Raw genomic sequence first — 16,688 nt, forward strand, 5'->3', positions numbered from 1 at the left:
TCCCATTTCTTTATATGAGGTGAACACAATGGATAAACATCGTTTTGTTGTGTCGGCAGTCGTGCTGATCGCCTCGCTGGCGATGGCGCCGACGGTCATGGCGGATCCGGGCGGCAACGGTAATGGCCAAGGACACGGGCAAGGGCATGGCATGGGCCATGGCAAGTCGAACAAACGGATGGCGCAGGACGAAGCCGCCGTGGGGGTCGGCATATCCTACGGCCAAGCGCGCGCTCTGGCGGTGAACGACGGTTTGGTCGGCTATCCGGCATTGCCGCCGGGAATCGCCAAGAATCTGGCGCGCGGCAAACCGCTGCCGCCGGGAATCGCCAAGCGCCTGCCGCCGCCTGGGATGTTGGCGCAATTGCCACGCGATGAGGCCCATGAATGGCGTGTTGCCGGCGATACCTTGATTCAGGTGTCGATCTCAACCAATACGGTGAGCGCGGTGTTTCGCGGGGTATTCAAATAATCGTCTCGTCAGCTTGACCGCTCGCTGTCGTGGCAGGCACAACCTTCGCCTTCGGCGGCCTGCACCAGCGTTTGCAGAATCCCGCAGTGCGCGGCATCGCTCGCCTGCGGGCAACGCTGGCGCAATACCTGCAGTTGCTGCTCAAGCAGGCGCAGGGATTCGACCTGTTGGTGCACGCTTTTGATGTGGCGGTCGATCAGTTGGTTGATTTCCTCGCACGCCAGCGTCGGGTCGGCGCGAAAATCGGCCAGCTGTCGGATCTCCGCCAGGGAAATGCCCAACGAGCGGCAGTGCAGAATAAAGTTCAATTCGCCCAGATGTTCGCTGCGGTAATGACGGTAGCCTGCCGGACTGCGGTCAGGTGCAGTGAGAAGTTTTTCCTTCTCGTAGTAGCGGATGGTCTCCACTTCGCAGCCAGCCATTTTGGCTAGTTCGCCGATCAGCATGATGATGCTCGCAAAAAAGATCTTGACCCTATAGTAGCTTCAGGGTGTGAAATTGACTACAACCGAACTGCATGGCAAGGATTGCCCCATGAGCGAATCGACCACCCATCAACAGCGTTGTGGCTGTCACGGACATGGCTGTACCGAGACTGTCAGCGCACACGAGCACCAGCAAGAGCACGAAGCTCATCATGAGCACGAGCACGAGCACGAGCATGAACATTCGCATGAGCACGCGCACCAGGCTGGCGCATGTTGTGGCGGCACCGATGGCGGTGTTCTGAAGGCCCGTTTAAGCGACAAGGCCGGTGCCGAAAGTACCCGGCTGCGCATTCAGGCGATGGATTGTCCGACCGAGGCTCGCTTGATCGAGAAGGCGTTGGCGGGTGTGCCGGGCGTGACCGAGCTGCATTTCGATTTCTTCGAGCGGGTGCTGACGGTCGAGCACGAACGACTGGAATCCCAGCGCTTGATCGATGCGATCGCTCATGTCGGCATGCGCGCCGAACCCTTGTCTGCCGGTGCAGCTTCCGAACCGGCGGCCTCGACGCGGCATGGCGGACAGGGATGGTTTGCGTTGTCCGGCGTGGCGGCGTTCACGGCCGAGGGGGTGGCCTGGGGGATGCACGACCAGCATCCGCTGGTGGTTCTGCTGGCCGTGCTGTCGATTGCCTGCGGTGGCCTGCCGACCCTGAAAAAGGGCTGGATCGCATTGCGTTCCCGCGTGCTGAACATTCATTTCCTGATGGCGCTGGCCGTGAGCGGCGCCCTGCTGATCGGCCAGTGGCCGGAAGCGGCCATGGTGCTGTTCCTGTTCGGTTTGGCGGAAAAGCTGGAAGCCATGTCGCTGTCGCGTGTCGGTCGGGCCGTGCGCGAGCTAATGAGCCTGGCGCCGGCGACCGCCTGGGTGCGTGCGGGCGATGACTGGCGCGAAGTGGCCGTGGCGGAGGTCGCGGTGGGCGACAAGCTGCGGGTTAGGCCTGGAGAGCGGGTGCCGTTGGACGGCGATATCGTGGTCGGCCGCAGCGATTTCAACGAGGCGCCGATCACCGGCGAAAGCCTGCCGCGCGACAAAGGCGAAGGCGAGCCGGTATTCGCCGGCAGCATCAACGGCCAGGGCATGGTCGAGATCGTTGCGCGCGCGCCGGCCGACGGCTCGGTGCTGGCGCGCATTATCGACAGCGTGCGCGATGCCCAGGCCTCGAAGGCGCCGACCCAGCGTTTTATCGACCGCTTCGCTCGGATCTATACCCCGGCTGTGGTATTGCTGGCGGTGGCCGCCGCCATTCTGTTGCCGCTGTTCGGTCTGATGCCGGCCCGCACCGCTTTCTACCAGTCGCTGGTGTTGTTGGTGATCGCCTGCCCCTGCGCCATGGTGATCGCCACGCCGGTAACGCTGGTCAGCTCGCTGGCCGCCGCCGCGCGGCACGGGTTGTTGATCAAAGGCGGCGAAGCGCTGGAAACCGCCGCCCGTGTGCGCGCCGTGGCTTTCGACAAGACCGGCACCCTGACGACCGGACAGACCGAAGTCGTGCGTATCCTTCCGTTGGCCGAGTGCGACGAGGTCGAGGTGCTGCGCCTGGCCGCCGCGTTGGACGCACATTCGACCCATCCTTTGGCTCGAGCCTTGCTGTCGGCCGCTGGCGCGCGCCAGCTTGACTTGCCGCCGGCCGAACAGTTGCGCGAGCAGGCGGGTTTGGGGGTGAGCGGCATGATCGCCGGCCGCCAACTGTCTCTTGGCAGCCAGCGCATGGCGCGCGATGCCGGTGCATGGGGTCCGGCGCTGCAGCAGTCGTTGGATGAGATCGAACTCCAGGGGCAGGCCGCCTTGCTGTTGCTCGAGGGCTCGCGGGCGCTTGGGGCGATCGCCGTGGCGGATCGGGTACGACCCGAGGCCGCGGCGGCGGTGTCCCGCCTGGCGGCGCTTGGCGTGCATGCGGTCATTCTCTCGGGCGATAATCAGCGGGTGGTCGACAGTCTGGGGCGGGTGACCGGTATCGACGACGCGCAGGGCGCTTTGCTACCTGAAGATAAACTGACGCAGATCGAGCGGCTGCAGGCCCGCTACGGTGTGGTGGCCATGGTCGGCGACGGCGTCAACGACGCACCCGCCCTGGCGCGTGCCGACCTGGGTGTCGCCATGGGCGCGGCATCGGATACGGCACTGGAAACCGCCTCGGTGGCTTTGATGGACGACCGGCTGGCCAAGCTACCGCAAATGCTGTCCCTGGCGCACCGAACCATGCGGGTGCTGCGTTTCAACCTGGGTTTGGCACTGGCGATCAAGCTGGTGTTCTTCGCCTTGGCGTTGTCTGGCTTGGCAACGCTTTGGATGGCGGTTTTCGCCGATGTCGGCGCCAGCTTGATCGTGGTCGGCAACGGTTTGCGCCTGGCACGACACAAGCCCTAGGCGTAGGTATTGATCAGGCTGCCGGCCGAGGCGCTGTTGTTGACCCCGGTGCCGGCTGCGGAGTAGGAAGAAGGGCCGGTGGCGTTGTTGGTGCCGCCGGCTGTTTTGTTTTGTTGGGCTTGGGCTTCGCGCAGTTGCGCTTCGGCACGGGCGATCTGCTGCGCGGCTTCGGCCGCCACTCGCCGATCCTGCGGCGAAGGGTCGGCCGGCGCCAGCGCCGCCTGTTGAATGCGCCGGGCCCGATCCAGTGTTTCTTGCGGCGTGCGGCCCGGCGACGTATCGATCGAAACCTCACCGCCTACCGCATAGCGCTTGCCGTCCGGTCCCGTTTCGTAGCTGAAACTGGCACCGCTGGTGGCGAGTCCGCCGGCCGCGGCCAGGTGGGCCTGCTCGTGAGCATGCACGTCCCGGTCGATGGCCTGGAGTCGGGCCACTTCTTGCTGCTGGGCGGGCGTCAACGTTTGGCTGCCGCTAGCCGGGTAAGGGCTGGCGCTGCCGAAGGTGCTGGCGCTGATGGATGAAATCGACATGGAAACAAGCCCTTGTACTGCTATGATCTTAGCAGTTTGGCATGTCAAATCAATCTAGAAGGAGTGCGCGCATGGTTGAGCGCGAGCTGAAGATGTCGGTGCTGATGACGCCCGATATGGCGAATTTTTCCGGCAACGTGCACGGCGGCGTGTTGCTCAAGCTGCTCGACCAGGTGGCTTATGCCTGTGCCAGCCGCTATGCCGGCAGCTATGTGGTGACGCTGTCGGTCGATCAGGTGCTGTTCAAGCAGCCGATCCACGTCGGCGAGCTGGTGACTTTCTTCGCCAGCGTCAATCACGTTGGTCGCACCTCGATGGAGGTCGGCATCAAAGTGGTGGCGGAAAACATCCAGCAGCGGCTGGTACGCCATACCAATAGTTGTTATTTCACCATGGTGGCGTGGCAGGATGGCAAGTCGATGCCGGTACCGCCGTTGACGCTCGATACCGATGAGCAAAAGAAGCGTTTCCGCGCAGCGGAGATCCGCCGCAAGATGCGCATGGAGGCCGAGGCGCGCATGCGCGACCTGGCGGTGGATTGACGCTATGTTTCGTTTGGTTCATCAAGACCCGCGTTTTTTTCTGATCGACAAATCCCCCGGTGTCAGCTTCCACCGCCATGGCGAGGAGGCCGGTTTGGTGGAGTCGGTGCGGGCGGCGCTTGGGCCGGTTTGGCCGGTGCATCGCCTAGATCGCATGACCTCTGGACTGTTGTTGCTCGCCCGTAGCCCCGACGCCGCTCGGCAATTGGCCTCCGCTTTGGCGGAGCGGCGCATCGACAAGCGCTATTTGGCGCTGTCGGATCGCAAGCCGGCGAAGAAACAGGGCTTGATCCGCGGCGACATGGAGAAAGGCCGCGGCGGTGCCTGGCGCTTATTGCCCAGCCGCCAACACCCGGCCGAAACCCGTTTTCTCAGCACATCGCTCGCGCCCGGCGTGCGTGTCTTCTTCCTCAAGCCGCTGACTGGCAGGACACATCAATTGCGCGTCGCCTTGAAAAGTCTCGGCGCGCCGATCATCGGCGATCCGCTCTATCACCCGGCAAGCGCCGAGCCGGTGGATCGGGGGTATCTGCATGCCTGGTGGCTGCGGTTCGAACTCGATGGCGAAGTCTTTGCTTTCGAATGCGCGCCGCAGCAGGGCGCATTATTTCTGCGAGAGGATTTTCGTTCGTTGATCGCGCTGCCCGATTGGCACCCCACTGCCTGGTGAGCATGTGGCCGATGAATCAGCCGGCGTAGCGCGCGAGCCGCACGCCATTGGCAGCGCAGTCGGCGTTGAATCGATCGCTCGCCAGATAGGCGTATTCGAGTGGCCGCGTCGCGGCGATAGGGTCGGGCAGGGGATCGGCATGGCCCGGATGGCACATGATCAGGGCGCCGTCGGGCAGCCGAGCGAGCCAGCGCTGCATCAGCGCGGCGAAGTCGGCGCCGGGCGTCAACGAGTAAAGGCCGGCGAACCAATCGGGGCCGGTCAGGCCATGGCGCTGCAAATGTGCGCTGAACCCGTGACAGCACTGCTTGAGCACCTGTCCCTTGAAGCCGCTGTCGCCAAGGTCGGCCAGACGGTCCGGGCGGCGTACATAGGGTGGCGCGCGATCATGCCAGCGCAGTGCGATCGCCTCGGTCAGCGCTTGGCGCACCACGGGGAGTGCGTGTACATGCTGGTGGCCGTCCAGATAATCCGGCAAGCGGCCGAGGGCGTCGCAGAAGGCGTCGATCTGAGCCAGCAGCCGGTCGCGCAGATCGGCGCGCGCCAACAGCCGTAGTTGGCTCGCCAACAACCAATAACTCAAGCCGCGCACCGGCTGGCCCAACGGCTCCGTCAGATTGAAGTGCAGGCCGACGTCCACCGGCAACGGTGCGAGTTCGCTCGCCAGTTCTCGCCAGTAGGGGGATTGTGCGAACACGCTGGTGGCGGATAAGCGACCGGCGCCGATCAGTTCGAGAATGCCGCGACTGATACCGGGCGATTGGGCGAAATCGTCGGCGCATAGAACCAGGCGGCGCATCAGACCGCGCTCCTCGCGCGGAAGGCCCACAGTTTACTCAGTACGAAGGTCAGCGCGGCCACGGCGAATAGCACGATCAGCAGCGAGACGCGATAGTCGAGCGCGGTGAAGCGTAGCAATAGCGCATAGAGAGCTTCGTTGACGAAGAAGCTCAGGCAGGCAACGCCGAAAAAGCGCGGCAGCGATTGCCGGTGCGGCGTGCCGCTGTGACCGAAGGTGAATTGACGGTGGCCCCAGTAGCTGACCTGGAACGCCAACAGGAAGGCGGCGACATTGGCGATGAGCGGCGCCAACCCCAACGGCGTCAGTACGACGGTCACCGTCAGGTAGTGCACCACCAATGCGCTGATGCCGACGACCCCGAACCAGAACAACTGCCGTTTCACTCGCGGCCCTCGTCGCTGCTCGTCAGGTGGGTGATGCGGCTGACGAAGTAGGATGGGCGAAGTTTCACTTCGGTGAAGATCCGGCCGATGTATTCGCCCAGCACGCCGATGGACAATAGCTGTACGCCGCCGAGGAACATGATGGCGACGATCAGCGTCGGCCAGCCATGCTGATCGTTGCCATACAGCAGCGTTTGCAGCAGGACGAACAGCGCATAGGCGATCGAGGTCAGCGAGATGATGCTACCCACCAGGGTCCAGATCCGCAGCGGCACATTGGAGAACGCGGTCAAACCGGTTAGCCCCAGACCGAGCAAGCGGTAAAGGTTGAAGCTGCTCTGGCCGCCGCGCCGGTCGTTGGTATGGGTTTCTACGCCCAATCGGGTGAATCCGACCCAGTTGTACAGCCCCTTCATGAAGCGGTTACGCTCCGGCATTTGGCGTAGCGCATCCAGGATGCACCGATCCAGTACGCGGAAATCCTGGGTGTTCTCGGGAATCTTCAATTGCGCGCCGGTATTGAGCAGCGTATAGAACACCCTCGTGAACCAGCGCTTGGCGAAGCTCTCTCCCTCGCGGCTGGCGCGCACGCTGTAGACCATGTCGTAGCCCTTGCGCCAATTGTCGAGGAAAGCCGGAATCATTTCCGGCGGGTGCTGGAAATCGCCGTCGATCAGCACCGCCACGTCGCCGCGCGCCAGATCGATCCCGGCGGTCAGCGCCAATTCTTTGCCGAAGTTGCGCGAAAGTTGCACCAAGGTGACCGGCAATTGCTCCTTGAGGCGCAATACCCGCTCGACCGTGGCATCGCGGCTGCCATCGTCGATCACGATCAATTCGTGGCGCAGCCCCTGGGCCAGTAGGATCTGATGCAGGGTGTGCAATAGCGGTGCGATATTCTCCGCTTCGTTGAAGGCCGGCACGATGCAACTGACCAGCGGATCGGCCGGCCGCTCGGCGGCACGAAGTTGCAATAGATATTCTGGGACAAAATCTTCGGTCATAGCGGATCCTGGTCAGGCATTGCCTTGTCGCTTGCGCAACAACAGGGTGACTTCGCCCGGGTTGTGGAAGCGACCGATTTCTTCAAAAGCTTGTTTGACCGAGGCAGGCAAGGTCAAGTAGTCGTTTGGCGTCGTGGCGATGTAGTCCACCGTATGGTCTTGCAGCAGCGCCAGTGCGGCTTGTGCATCGGTACTGGTACGCACGCGCCCTTGCGAATAGAACTCGGCGGAGAACTCGCGCCGGGTGTCCCAGTACAGTAGCCGGCTATCTGCTGTCGGGTGCTCTGCCTGCCAGGCACGGATCAACGTCTCCTGGGTACGGCCGACCTTGCCGGGCAGCGCGACGAAAGCCAGCGTCGCCGCCAGCGTGATCAAGCCCGCACTGAGCCCGAGCCAAACGACCGGGGCGCTCGCCATCCGGCTCCGACGCCACAGTTCGGCGAACAGTAGGGCGAAGCCGCCGGTCATCGGCAGCGGATACGGGAAGATAATATTGCCAGACAAGGTGAAAAACGCCAACGCCATCAGCGACCACAACACGATATACGACATCCAGCCATCGTCCGCTTCGCCTGCCGGCGCGGGTCTGCGCCGGCACAGCCAATAGATCGCAAGCGGCGACCAAGGCAGCAGGCCGGCGAAGGCGAAAGGCCAAATCATGCCATGCGGCGTGGCATGGGCAAAACCATAACGGTCGCCCTTCCAGCCCGGATCGAGGAAGCGGTGTACATGCTCGCCCATGATGAAATAGTTTAGGAAGCCCGGTGTGCGCATTTCCGCCAGGATGTACCAGGGTACGCCGATGGCTAGCATCAGCAGCAGGCCACCCAGCCAGGGTAGACCGCGCCACATCGTCATCCACTCGCGCCGCAGGCAAAGCCAGATGAAGATCGGCATGCCGACCAACACAATGGCCAGCGGTCCTTTGGCCAGCAAGCCCAGGCCGAGACCCGCGAAAAACAGGTAGCCCCACAATTTGCTGCGTTCGCGTAGCGCCAGCCAGAACGCCACCTGCGACAGCGTGACGCAGAACATCAGCGCCGGGTCGGTCATGACCGTACCGGCGCACAGGTAGAACAGCAGCCCGCCCGCGAGCGCGAGCAGTGCGATCCAGGCGGCGTCGATACCTTGGCGGCGGCGCGCGACCAACCAGATCAGCCAGCCTGCGCCGATGGCTAGCAACAGCGCCGGTAGGCGCACAGCGAACGCGTTGACACCGAATAGTCCCATGGTGGCAGCGGACAACCAGGTCGATAGCGGCGGTTTTGCCCAGAACGGCACACCGTAATCGTGCAGCAGCGTGACCCAGTTGCCGGTCTCCAGCATCTTGCGGGCGATTTCCGCGTACCGTGCTTCGGTGGTGTCGTTGAGCGGGATGACGAACATGGCGATTAGCCGGATGACCAGCAAAGCCATCAAAACCCTTACCACGCGTCGTCGAGTCTGTTCCATGTCGATTCCTGAAACGGCAATTTTTGCAACCGGCTATTTTATACCAGCAAAGCTTAATATGCTTTTAAACCTAGCGTATTGCATGAAAAATCTTTATGTCCGTAGAGCGGCTCCTGCCGGCGATCATGGCCAGCCAAAAAAAAGCCACCGCGCGGGCGGTGGCTTTTGTAGTGTTCGCTATCCGGATCAAGCCGTGGTGTGCATCATCTTCTTCAGCTTGCTCGACAGTACGAACAGGATCAACGAAGCGATACCGGCCATGACCACGAACAGCATGAAGAAATCATGCAAGTTGTTGATGGTGTGGCCCATGAATACCGGCGGCGCCATCTTGGGGTCCGGGTACAGCGCGGACAGCACGCCGGCGAACTTGTTGGCGGCGGCGTTGGACAGGAACCAAATCCCCATCATCAGACTGGTGAAACGCACCGGCGACAGTTTGACCACCAGCGACAGACCGATCGGCGACAGGCACAGCTCGCCGAAGGTGTGCAGCAGATACAGGCTGAACAGCCACATCATGCTGACTTTGACGCCGGGTTGCAGGCCATCGACGCCGAAGGCGATCACCAGATAGCCGACGGCCAGCAGGAACAGACCGATGGCCATCTTGGTCGGCGAGGCCGGTTCGATACCCTTGGTGCCGAGGCGGGTCCATAGCCAGGCGAAGATCGGCGCGCACAACACGATGGCGACCGGATTGATCGACTGGAAGTAGGAAGCCGGTACCACGAAGCCCAGCAAGTTGCGGTTGGTCTGTTCTTCGGCGAAGAAGGTCAGCGACGCGCCGGCTTGTTCGAAGGCCGACCAGAAGAAGATCACAAACAGCGAAACGATCAAGATCACAGCCAGGCGTTCGTAATCGACACGCGTCAGCGGCTCGTGCTTGGCGTGGCCGCTGGCGTCGGTCGAGCGGGTCGGCGCCATGCCGATTGCGCGGCCTTCCGGGGTGACCAGGTAGGCATTCTTCAGCAAGGTGAACACGACCAGGCTGACCAGCATGCCGCAGCCCGCTGCCAGGAAGCCCCACTTGAAGTCGTGCGGATCCCCTGTGTCCCCCAGGGTGCCGCAGACCAGCGGTGCCAGCAGTGCGCCGGCGTTGATGCCCATGTAGAAAATGGTAAAGGCCGCGTCGACGCGCTTATCGCCCGCCGGATACAGCTGACCGACCATCGAGGAGATGTTCGGCTTGAACAGGCCGTTACCGGCGATCAGCGCGCCCAGACCGGTGTACATCAGGGTCGTGGCGGTGCCGATCGAATGGCTGAACAGCGAGCCGGAGAAGAACATCATGAACTGGCCGAAGGCCATCAACAGACCGCCGGCGATAATCGAGCGGCGATTGCCCCAGTATCGGTCGGCGATGTAACCGCCGATCAGCGGGGTCAGGTAAACCAGGCTGGTGTACGTGCCGTAAATGCCCGAAGCGTGTGCCTTGTCCAGCATCAGTGCTTTGACCATGAACAGGACGAAGATGGCGCGCATGCCGTAGTAGCTGAAGCGCTCCCACATTTCGGTGACAAAGAGCAAGTACAGGCCCTTTGGGTGTGCTTGTTTGATCATCTGTGTTTTCCTAGTGCAACGAGCTTGAGGGACCAACGACTTATATATGCTTTTGTTATGTCCCATACAGTGGTGGCACTGCTGGGGACTCGCATGATAACGATATTCTTATGTGCTAAGGGGGTTTTTTGCTGTTTGTGGGTATTTATATGTCATCATGTGCGTGTTTGTTGATATAAGTCTTGTGGTTTGCACAAAGTCATCGGAATAAAAGTTTTGTTGGGATGCGCCGGTTGGCATATAAGTGCTGCTATGTGAAGCGATTGTCACATCGCAAAAAAATGATTTATTGCTACTTGAACTCAAATAGGTGGGTGGCGTAGGCTAAGCAAAGCGCCATGGGGCGTTTTGACCAACCATACAGTATCGAGTTTGAGGATGGATGCTCACTGCTTTAGGGCTGTGGTTCCGCACTGGTACACGCTCGACATCGTTTTGACCTACGACTTTCCCCGCGCCTGATCTCCCTTGCGCCGAGCGGCGCATTCGCTTTGCCGTTTTCAGTCACCGCAACAGTACCGGCCGACATGCATTTGCCGTTTGAGGCAGGCTAAGTCGCGTCCGTGGGAGAGTAAACATGGCTCGTCGTATTCCTGAACCGTTCCGTATCAAGATGGTAGAACCGATTCACCAAACCACCCCCGAATATCGTCGCCAGGCATTGGATGCCGCCGGCTGGAATCCCTTCCTGCTGCATGGCGACGATGTCTATATCGATTTGCTGACCGACAGCGGCACCGGCGCGATGAGCGACCGCCAGTGGGCCGGGTTGATGATGGGGGACGAGTCCTACGCCGGCAGTCGCAACTTTTATCACTTGGAACAGACCGTGCGCGAGGTGTTCGGCTATCAGCACGTCATGCCGACGCACCAGGGGCGCGGCGCCGAACAGATCCTGTTCCCCGAGCTGGTCAAGCGCGTCAAGGGCAGCGCGCCGGTGTTTTTCTCCAACTATCATTTCGACACCACCAAGGCGCATGTGGAGATGGCCGGCGCTCGGGCGCAGAACCTGCTGACCCCGGCCGCGCTAGATACACAGAAGGCGTATGACTGGAAAGGCGACTTCGATGTCGAGGGTCTGAAAAGCGCTATCACCGCGCACGGCCCGGACAACGTGGCAGGGGTGATCGTCACCATCACCTGCAACAGCGCCGGCGGTCAGCCCGTATCGATGGGCAATATTCGCGAAGTCAGCCGGCTGGCGCGCCAACACGGCATCCCGGTCATCCTCGACGCCGCGCGTTTTGCCGAAAACGCCTGGTTCATCAAGCACCGCGACCGCGACTACGCCAATGCCGAAATCGGCGACATCGTGCGCGAAATGTTCGGCTACGGCGATATCTTCACCATGTCGGCCAAGAAGGATGGCCTGGTGAACATCGGCGGTCTCTGCTGTTTCCGCGACAACCTCGATTTATTCCGTGCGGTGCAGGTGCGCTGTGTGGCGATGGAAGGCTTCGTCACCTATGGCGGTCTGGCCGGTCGCGATATGGAAGCGTTGGCGATTGGCTTGAAGGAGGGGATGGACCACGGCTACCTGAGCTATCGCATCGCCCAAGTGGCCTATCTGGGCGAACGCCTGGCGCAGGGCGGCGTGCCGATCCAGACGCCGACGGGTGGCCACGCGGTCTTTGTCGATGCCAAGCGTATGCTGCCGCATATTCCGGCCCATCAATTCCCGGCGCATGCGCTGGCGTGCGAGCTGTACCTGGAAGGCGGCATCCGCGGGGTGGAAATCGGCTCGCTGCTCTTGGGCCGCAATCCGGTCACCGGCGAACAGGAACCGTCCGACCTGGAGTTGCTGCGCCTGACCATTCCGCGCCGTGTCTACACCAACGACCATATGGACTACATCGCCGATTGTCTGATCGACCTGAATGCCCGAGCCAACAGCATTCGCGGCCTGACCTTCGAGTATGAGCCGCCGATCCTGCGTCACTTCACCGCACGGCTCAAGCAGGTGTGAGTCGCCCTGCCTGGTGTCAAAAAACCGCCTTCGGGCGGTTTTTTTAGTTTGTGGAGCGGCTGTCAGGATGCGTTTGCGAAGCAACGCACCAACCTTCTCGTTTTTTAAAGGTAGACAGCTATCAGGCCACCGCCAGTCGGGGGCGCTTCGTCCCCCGCCTCCGGTTGCAGGCCTTAGTCGGCCGTTAGAATCAGGCAGCCCGCCAGCCTCCGCGCCTGTACGGCTTTGGGCAGAACCATCCACGACATGTGACTATCGAGCGGCTCGAACGCCCAAAACAACCGGCTATCGACCACCAATCGGTACTCGTCGGAATTTGGATGACTCTGACGCGGCAAGCACAACACGGAAATTAGGCTAAGTAACCGCTGTTGGCGGAAATCCTGATTTGAAGAAGAGATAGGGACTGCATTACCATCGTGGGCAACCATACTGACTCCTGCTGTGAGTTGGTTTGGCCAGCGGGTTCGGTGGTGCTGCGAACACCCCGAACCCGCGCCTTTCGCGGCTTGCGCCGCGACACCCACCATACCCAGCTAGCGAGCCAGTGACAATGGCGCGTGGCTGTCAGGAAATGCTGAAAATGTGGCGTGGGAAGGCGTCGCGGCTGAAGCCGCGAATGCCCGACTTTACAGCGAGTAGCTCTTCAAAATACGGATCTGTTCCCGCGCCAATTGATCGAGTTCGCCGGACAGGCGCGCGGTTTCTTCCGAGGCGTGGCTTGCTTCCACCGCCATACCGGCCACCTGTTCGACCCGGGTGGCGATGGACTGGCTCGCGGCGCCCTGTTCGCCGATGGCCTGGCTGATTTCCCCCACCTGCTGCGAGGCGATACGGGTTGCTTCGTGGATTTCCCGGATCGACCTGTCAGCCAGGTCGGCGCGTTCCTCGCCGGTCTGCACCAGATTCTCGACGTTGGCCATGTGGCTGGTGGCGCTTTGCGCGTAGTCGCGCATCTTGTTGATGGTGGCGCCGATCTCCAGCGTCGATTGCGCGGTACGCTCGGCCAGTTTACGCACCTCGTCGGCCACCACGGCGAAGCCGCGTCCCTGCTCGCCGGCACGGGCGGCCTCGATGGCGGCGTTGAGCGCCAGCAAATTGGTCTGGTCGGCGATGTCGCGGATGATCTGCAGCACGTTGGCAACCTGGGTACTTTCTTCGCCGAGTTTGCGGATGCTCTCGGCCGCTTCTTCCACCACGCCGGCGATATTGTGGATGTCGCCGATGGTGGCGCTGATCGACTCGGTGCCCTGCTTGGCCTTTTCGCCGGCGAGCTGTGCGCCGTCGCGGGTGTCGCGGGCGCTATCGGCCACATGGCTGATGCTGACGGTCATCTGCTCGATGGCGGCGGCCATGGCCGACGACGCCTCGCTTTGCACGCCGGCGCTTTGCGAGACTTTGCGCGAGGCCTCCGTCACCGAGTTGGCCAATTGCGCCACGCCATCCGCGCCGCGCAGGATCGTGCGCAGATTGTCTTGCAGCCGATCGAGCAGTTCGTTGAAGTTCTGCGAGGTTTCGCCGATTTCGTCATGGCGGATCGTCGGGGCGCGCAGCGTCAGGTTCAGGCTGTCCTTGATGTGCTGCATGGTGTCTTTCAACGCCAGCAGGCTCGTGCGCATGCTGCGCACCATGCGGATGCCGAACAAGGCGGATAGCACGCCGGACACGACGATCAACACCAGCATCAGTTTGCGCGCCAGCAAATAGTTGGCCTGATTGCTGTTGGAGACGTCGTTGCCGAGGTCGTAGTTCATCTTCAGATGCGTCTGTAAGGCTTGCGTCAGCGCATCGCTGGCCTTGGCGAAACCGGGGTAGGCGGCTTGCATGCCCGCTTGATCGTTGGCCCGAACCGCCTTGAGGAAAGTGGCGCGCTCGGTACGCCAGGCCTTGAGCGCCGCCACGTCTTGCTTGAGCAATATCGGATCTTGCGCCGAATAGAACGTCACTCTGGCCTGGCCGATCATTTTCACATCCTGATCGGTATAGTCGGAGACGTATTGCGACAGGGTCTTGTCCATCGAGGCATCGAGCGCGGCAATCTTGCTTTCCAGTTCCGGTCTGGCTGCCTGGGCTGCGACCGGCAGCAGCAGCACGTCGATGCGCAGTTGGTCCGAGGCGTTGCTCAGATCGCTCATTTGTTGGATGGCTGGAAACACGTACTGCATCGAGTAGTCGAAGCGCTCCTGCGATTCGGATAGCTTGAACATGCCAATGATGCCCACCAGCAGCAGGGCGAAAAAACTCAACGCCGAGGTGGCGGTCAATTGTTGGGTCAGCGAGAAGTGGCGTTTCATATTGTCCCCCCATGCGCGGACGCGAACGTCCACGCGGACCTTTTCTGTTATTAGAAATGAAACAATAACGGGTACTGCATCAGCTTGGTGTTGCTCGACATCAGGTTTGGTCGATTATGGCGCGACCGGCGCCACCCGGATGTCGACGGTGGCCGGCAACCCGCTGTCGGTGCCGGTCACCGTCTGCGATGCATGCCACTTCAATTCGCCGTTGGCGTAGACCTGGGTATCCACTTCGTAATGTCCCCCGGCACGGATGGCGCGGCGGTCGTAGATCAGGGCGTAGACCAGCGGAGTCTTCTTCGGATGGTTGAGGAACTGTTCGCTCAACACCGCCGCCGCACCGCCGCTACCGCTCACATCCATCAGCCGCTGGCGCACCATCACGTTGCGCGCATCCTTGAACAGTCCCGCGGGCAGATCGATATTGCCGTTCAGCGAGGTGGGCTGATAGGGCGTGCCGGCACAGGCGCCGAGCAGCAGCGCGACGCACAAAACGACGAGTCGCGGGAAACGTTGCAGCATGTTTAGATCTCCGGTTTTCGATGCGAAGACCAAATTGGACGCTTTTTGCCGATTGGATGCAATCACGCCGTCGAAGACGACGGCGTGATTGGGGGGCGGGAAGGGGGGGTTATTCCCCGATAAAACTCGATTTCTCTCGGGTCTTGAGCGATGGATCTTCCACCTGGGTGACGGTGAAGTGGATCTCGTGGCTGCCCTTGGTGGCGACCTCGGGTTCTGCCTGGACGCGTAAGCCGACCAGCCGATTGTCGCCCGGGCGGACGGTAATTTCCTTTTCGTCCGTCTGCAGCCGCAAGTCCGGTAGCCCGTCGACCTTCACCGTGAAATGCTGCGGCTGGTCGGTGACGTTCATGATGCGGATGCTGTAGCTGTTCTCCAGCCAGCCGTCGTCGGTTTCACGTACCAGCGAGGCGCGGTCGCGAATAATGTCGACCTTGAATGGCAAGCGCAGGTAGAACGCCGTGCCGGCCGTTGCCAACACCGCCAGCAGCACCACCGAGTACATGATCACCCGCGGCCGCAGAATGCGGTGCGGAATCTGCTCGCGGCTGAACTTGCCTTCCTGCACGTTCTCCGTGGTGTAGCTGATCAGCCCGCGCGGGTAGCCCATCTTGTCCATGACTTCGTCGCAGCCGTCGATACAGGCGGCACAGCCGATGCATTCGTACTGCAGGCCGTCGCGGATGTCGATGCCCACCGGGCACACCTGCACGCAAATACCGCAATTGATGCAGCTGCCCAAGTCGACCGTCGCGGGGTCGATGCCTTTCTTGCGTGCGCCGCGCGGTTCGCCGCGGGCTTCGTCGTAGGAGATGATCAGGGTGTCGCGGTCGAACATCACGCTTTGGAAGCGGGCATAGGGACACATGTATTTGCAGACCTGTTCGCGCATGTGGGCGGCGAACAGGTAGGTGAAGCCGGCGTAGAAGAAGATCCAGAAGGTTTCCCACGGCCCGTAGTCGAAGGTCGGCGCGGCGGCCACCAGATCGCGGATCGGCGTGTAGTAGCCGACCAAGGTGAAGCCGGTCCAGAGCGAGAACAGAATCATCAGGCCGTGCTTGACCGATTTGATCGCGAACTTGCGCCCGTTCATCGACTGTTTATCCAGCTTCATGCGCTGTACGTGATTGCCTTCGATCAGGCGTTCGATCCATAGCATGACCTCGGTGTACACGGTCTGCGGACAGGCATAGCCGCACCACAAACGGCCAGCGATGGTGGTCCAGAGGAATAGGCCGAAAGCACAGACCATCAAGAGCGCCGACAGATAGACGAAATCCTGCGGCCAGATGGTCAGGCCGAACAGGTAGAACTTGCGGTTGACCAGATCGAACAGCAACGCCTGGCGGCCATGCCAGGTGACCCAAGGCATGCCGAGATAAAACAGTTGCGTACCGAACAGAAATAACAAGCGCCACTTGGCGAAGATGCCGCGTACGTCGCGCGGATAGAGTTTTCGAGATTTTTCGTACAGTGAAATCGATTGCTCTTGTTGGCCTTCCACCTTGACCTTGATGTCCTTGAGTGAACCCGACATGGTTTTTCCCTTGCGAGACTGTTCTTAAAAGTAAGGCGCGGATGAATTGTGCCTGACTATCTTATTATTGTGCAGCATTACCCTCTCATAAC

General features: G+C 61.3%; 16 protein-coding genes. 5 read left to right on the forward strand and 11 right to left on the reverse strand.

Features of this window, described 5'->3' with window-relative positions:
- Positions 1-28: 28 nt before the first annotated feature.
- The gene (locus tag DFP86_RS00490; RefSeq protein WP_133678038.1) at positions 29-472 is read left to right on the forward strand and encodes an anti-virulence regulator CigR family protein; all 444 of its coding nucleotides are present in this window, start codon (positions 29-31) and stop codon (positions 470-472) included.
- Between the two features lie 8 nt (positions 473-480).
- Here DFP86_RS00490 and cadR read toward each other — a convergent pair whose 3' ends face one another.
- Entirely contained in the window at positions 481-918 is a 438-nt protein-coding gene (gene cadR / locus DFP86_RS00495; RefSeq protein ID WP_133678039.1) for a Cd(II)/Pb(II)-responsive transcriptional regulator, read from the reverse strand.
- Between the two features lie 88 nt (positions 919-1,006).
- Between cadR and DFP86_RS00500 the strand changes: the two genes are divergently transcribed.
- Positions 1,007-3,328: a heavy metal translocating P-type ATPase gene (locus tag DFP86_RS00500; protein WP_133678040.1), complete on the forward strand. Its 2,322-nt coding sequence runs from the start codon at positions 1,007-1,009 to the stop codon at positions 3,326-3,328.
- Here DFP86_RS00500 and DFP86_RS00505 read toward each other — a convergent pair.
- Positions 3,325-3,858, reverse strand: coding sequence for a putative metalloprotease CJM1_0395 family protein (locus tag DFP86_RS00505; protein ID WP_133678041.1), 534 nt, complete (start codon positions 3,856-3,858; stop codon positions 3,325-3,327). The genes DFP86_RS00500 and DFP86_RS00505 overlap by 4 nt on opposite strands.
- Positions 3,859-3,929: 71 nt before the next feature.
- Between DFP86_RS00505 and DFP86_RS00510 the strand changes: the two genes are divergently transcribed.
- The gene (locus DFP86_RS00510; RefSeq protein ID WP_243729274.1) at positions 3,930-4,400 is read left to right on the forward strand and encodes an acyl-CoA thioesterase; all 471 of its coding nucleotides are present in this window, start codon (positions 3,930-3,932) and stop codon (positions 4,398-4,400) included.
- A gap of 4 nt (positions 4,401-4,404) precedes the next feature.
- Positions 4,405-5,070: a TIGR01621 family pseudouridine synthase gene (locus tag DFP86_RS00515; protein WP_133678043.1), complete on the forward strand. Its 666-nt coding sequence runs from the start codon at positions 4,405-4,407 to the stop codon at positions 5,068-5,070.
- A 16-nt stretch (positions 5,071-5,086) separates the two neighbouring features.
- Here DFP86_RS00515 and DFP86_RS00520 read toward each other — a convergent pair whose 3' ends face one another.
- The 5 genes from DFP86_RS00520 to DFP86_RS00540 all read right to left on the reverse strand — a co-directional run bounded on the left by DFP86_RS00520 (position 5,087) and on the right by DFP86_RS00540 (position 10,274).
- Positions 5,087-5,869 carry a ChbG/HpnK family deacetylase gene (locus DFP86_RS00520; RefSeq protein WP_243729275.1) on the reverse strand — a complete coding sequence of 261 codons (783 nt, stop codon included), beginning with the start codon at positions 5,867-5,869 and terminating at the stop codon, positions 5,087-5,089.
- The gene (locus DFP86_RS00525; RefSeq protein WP_133678044.1) at positions 5,869-6,255 is read right to left on the reverse strand and encodes a GtrA family protein; all 387 of its coding nucleotides are present in this window, start codon (positions 6,253-6,255) and stop codon (positions 5,869-5,871) included. Before DFP86_RS00525 ends, DFP86_RS00520 begins: the two co-directional genes overlap by 1 nt.
- Entirely contained in the window at positions 6,252-7,259 is a 1,008-nt protein-coding gene (locus DFP86_RS00530; RefSeq protein WP_133678045.1) for a glycosyltransferase family 2 protein, read from the reverse strand. The genes DFP86_RS00525 and DFP86_RS00530 overlap by 4 nt, the downstream gene beginning before the upstream one ends.
- Positions 7,260-7,271: 12 nt before the next feature.
- Positions 7,272-8,711: an ArnT family glycosyltransferase gene (locus tag DFP86_RS00535; protein WP_133678046.1), complete on the reverse strand. Its 1,440-nt coding sequence runs from the start codon at positions 8,709-8,711 to the stop codon at positions 7,272-7,274.
- A 186-nt stretch (positions 8,712-8,897) separates the two neighbouring features.
- The gene (locus DFP86_RS00540) at positions 8,898-10,274 is read right to left on the reverse strand and encodes a peptide MFS transporter (protein WP_133678047.1); all 1,377 of its coding nucleotides are present in this window, start codon (positions 10,272-10,274) and stop codon (positions 8,898-8,900) included.
- Positions 10,275-10,851: 577 nt separating this feature from the next.
- On the opposite strand from DFP86_RS00540, the gene DFP86_RS00545 reads away from it, so the two are divergent.
- Positions 10,852-12,240: a tryptophanase gene (locus DFP86_RS00545; RefSeq protein ID WP_133678048.1), complete on the forward strand. Its 1,389-nt coding sequence runs from the start codon at positions 10,852-10,854 to the stop codon at positions 12,238-12,240.
- 173 nt (positions 12,241-12,413) lie between these two features.
- Here DFP86_RS00545 and DFP86_RS00550 read toward each other — a convergent pair whose 3' ends face one another.
- From DFP86_RS00550 to ccoG, 4 genes are all read right to left on the reverse strand, one after another.
- On the reverse strand, positions 12,414-12,671 hold the full coding sequence (locus DFP86_RS00550; RefSeq protein WP_133678049.1) for a hypothetical protein: 258 nt from the start codon (positions 12,669-12,671) through the stop codon (positions 12,414-12,416).
- Positions 12,672-12,869: 198 nt separating this feature from the next.
- A complete protein-coding gene (locus DFP86_RS00555; protein ID WP_133678050.1) occupies positions 12,870-14,534 on the reverse strand; it encodes a methyl-accepting chemotaxis protein in 1,665 nt (554 codons plus the stop codon).
- 114 nt (positions 14,535-14,648) lie between these two features.
- On the reverse strand, positions 14,649-15,059 hold the full coding sequence (locus DFP86_RS00560) for a YbaY family lipoprotein (protein ID WP_133678051.1): 411 nt from the start codon (positions 15,057-15,059) through the stop codon (positions 14,649-14,651).
- A gap of 109 nt (positions 15,060-15,168) precedes the next feature.
- Positions 15,169-16,596: a cytochrome c oxidase accessory protein CcoG gene (ccoG, locus tag DFP86_RS00565; protein WP_133678052.1), complete on the reverse strand. Its 1,428-nt coding sequence runs from the start codon at positions 16,594-16,596 to the stop codon at positions 15,169-15,171.
- Positions 16,597-16,688: the final 92 nt, after the last annotated feature.

It is taken from the genome of Paludibacterium purpuratum (assembly GCF_004363805.1).
GTDB lineage: Bacteria > Pseudomonadota > Gammaproteobacteria > Burkholderiales > Chromobacteriaceae > Paludibacterium > Paludibacterium purpuratum.

Excerpts from the sequence above, each read along its gene's own strand:
- DFP86_RS00490 (WP_133678038.1), top strand. The coding sequence starts at position 29 with ATGGATAAACATCGTTTTGTTGTGTCGGCAGTCGTGCTGATCGCCTCG.
- cadR (WP_133678039.1), bottom strand. The coding sequence starts at position 918 with ATGCTGATCGGCGAACTAGCCAAAATGGCTGGCTGCGAAGTGGAGACC.
- DFP86_RS00500 (WP_133678040.1), top strand. The coding sequence starts at position 1,007 with ATGAGCGAATCGACCACCCATCAACAGCGTTGTGGCTGTCACGGACAT.
- DFP86_RS00505 (WP_133678041.1), bottom strand. The coding sequence starts at position 3,858 with ATGTCGATTTCATCCATCAGCGCCAGCACCTTCGGCAGCGCCAGCCCT.
- DFP86_RS00510 (WP_243729274.1), top strand. The coding sequence starts at position 3,930 with ATGGTTGAGCGCGAGCTGAAGATGTCGGTGCTGATGACGCCCGATATG.
- DFP86_RS00515 (WP_133678043.1), top strand. The coding sequence starts at position 4,405 with ATGTTTCGTTTGGTTCATCAAGACCCGCGTTTTTTTCTGATCGACAAA.
- DFP86_RS00520 (WP_243729275.1), bottom strand. The coding sequence starts at position 5,869 with ATGCGCCGCCTGGTTCTATGCGCCGACGATTTCGCCCAATCGCCCGGT.
- DFP86_RS00530 (WP_133678045.1), bottom strand. The coding sequence starts at position 7,259 with ATGACCGAAGATTTTGTCCCAGAATATCTATTGCAACTTCGTGCCGCC.
- DFP86_RS00535 (WP_133678046.1), bottom strand. The coding sequence starts at position 8,711 with ATGGAACAGACTCGACGACGCGTGGTAAGGGTTTTGATGGCTTTGCTG.
- DFP86_RS00540 (WP_133678047.1), bottom strand. The coding sequence starts at position 10,274 with ATGATCAAACAAGCACACCCAAAGGGCCTGTACTTGCTCTTTGTCACC.
- DFP86_RS00545 (WP_133678048.1), top strand. The coding sequence starts at position 10,852 with ATGGCTCGTCGTATTCCTGAACCGTTCCGTATCAAGATGGTAGAACCG.
- DFP86_RS00550 (WP_133678049.1), bottom strand. The coding sequence starts at position 12,671 with ATGGTTGCCCACGATGGTAATGCAGTCCCTATCTCTTCTTCAAATCAG.
- DFP86_RS00555 (WP_133678050.1), bottom strand. The coding sequence starts at position 14,534 with ATGAAACGCCACTTCTCGCTGACCCAACAATTGACCGCCACCTCGGCG.
- DFP86_RS00560 (WP_133678051.1), bottom strand. The coding sequence starts at position 15,059 with ATGCTGCAACGTTTCCCGCGACTCGTCGTTTTGTGCGTCGCGCTGCTG.
- ccoG (WP_133678052.1), bottom strand. The coding sequence starts at position 16,596 with ATGTCGGGTTCACTCAAGGACATCAAGGTCAAGGTGGAAGGCCAACAA.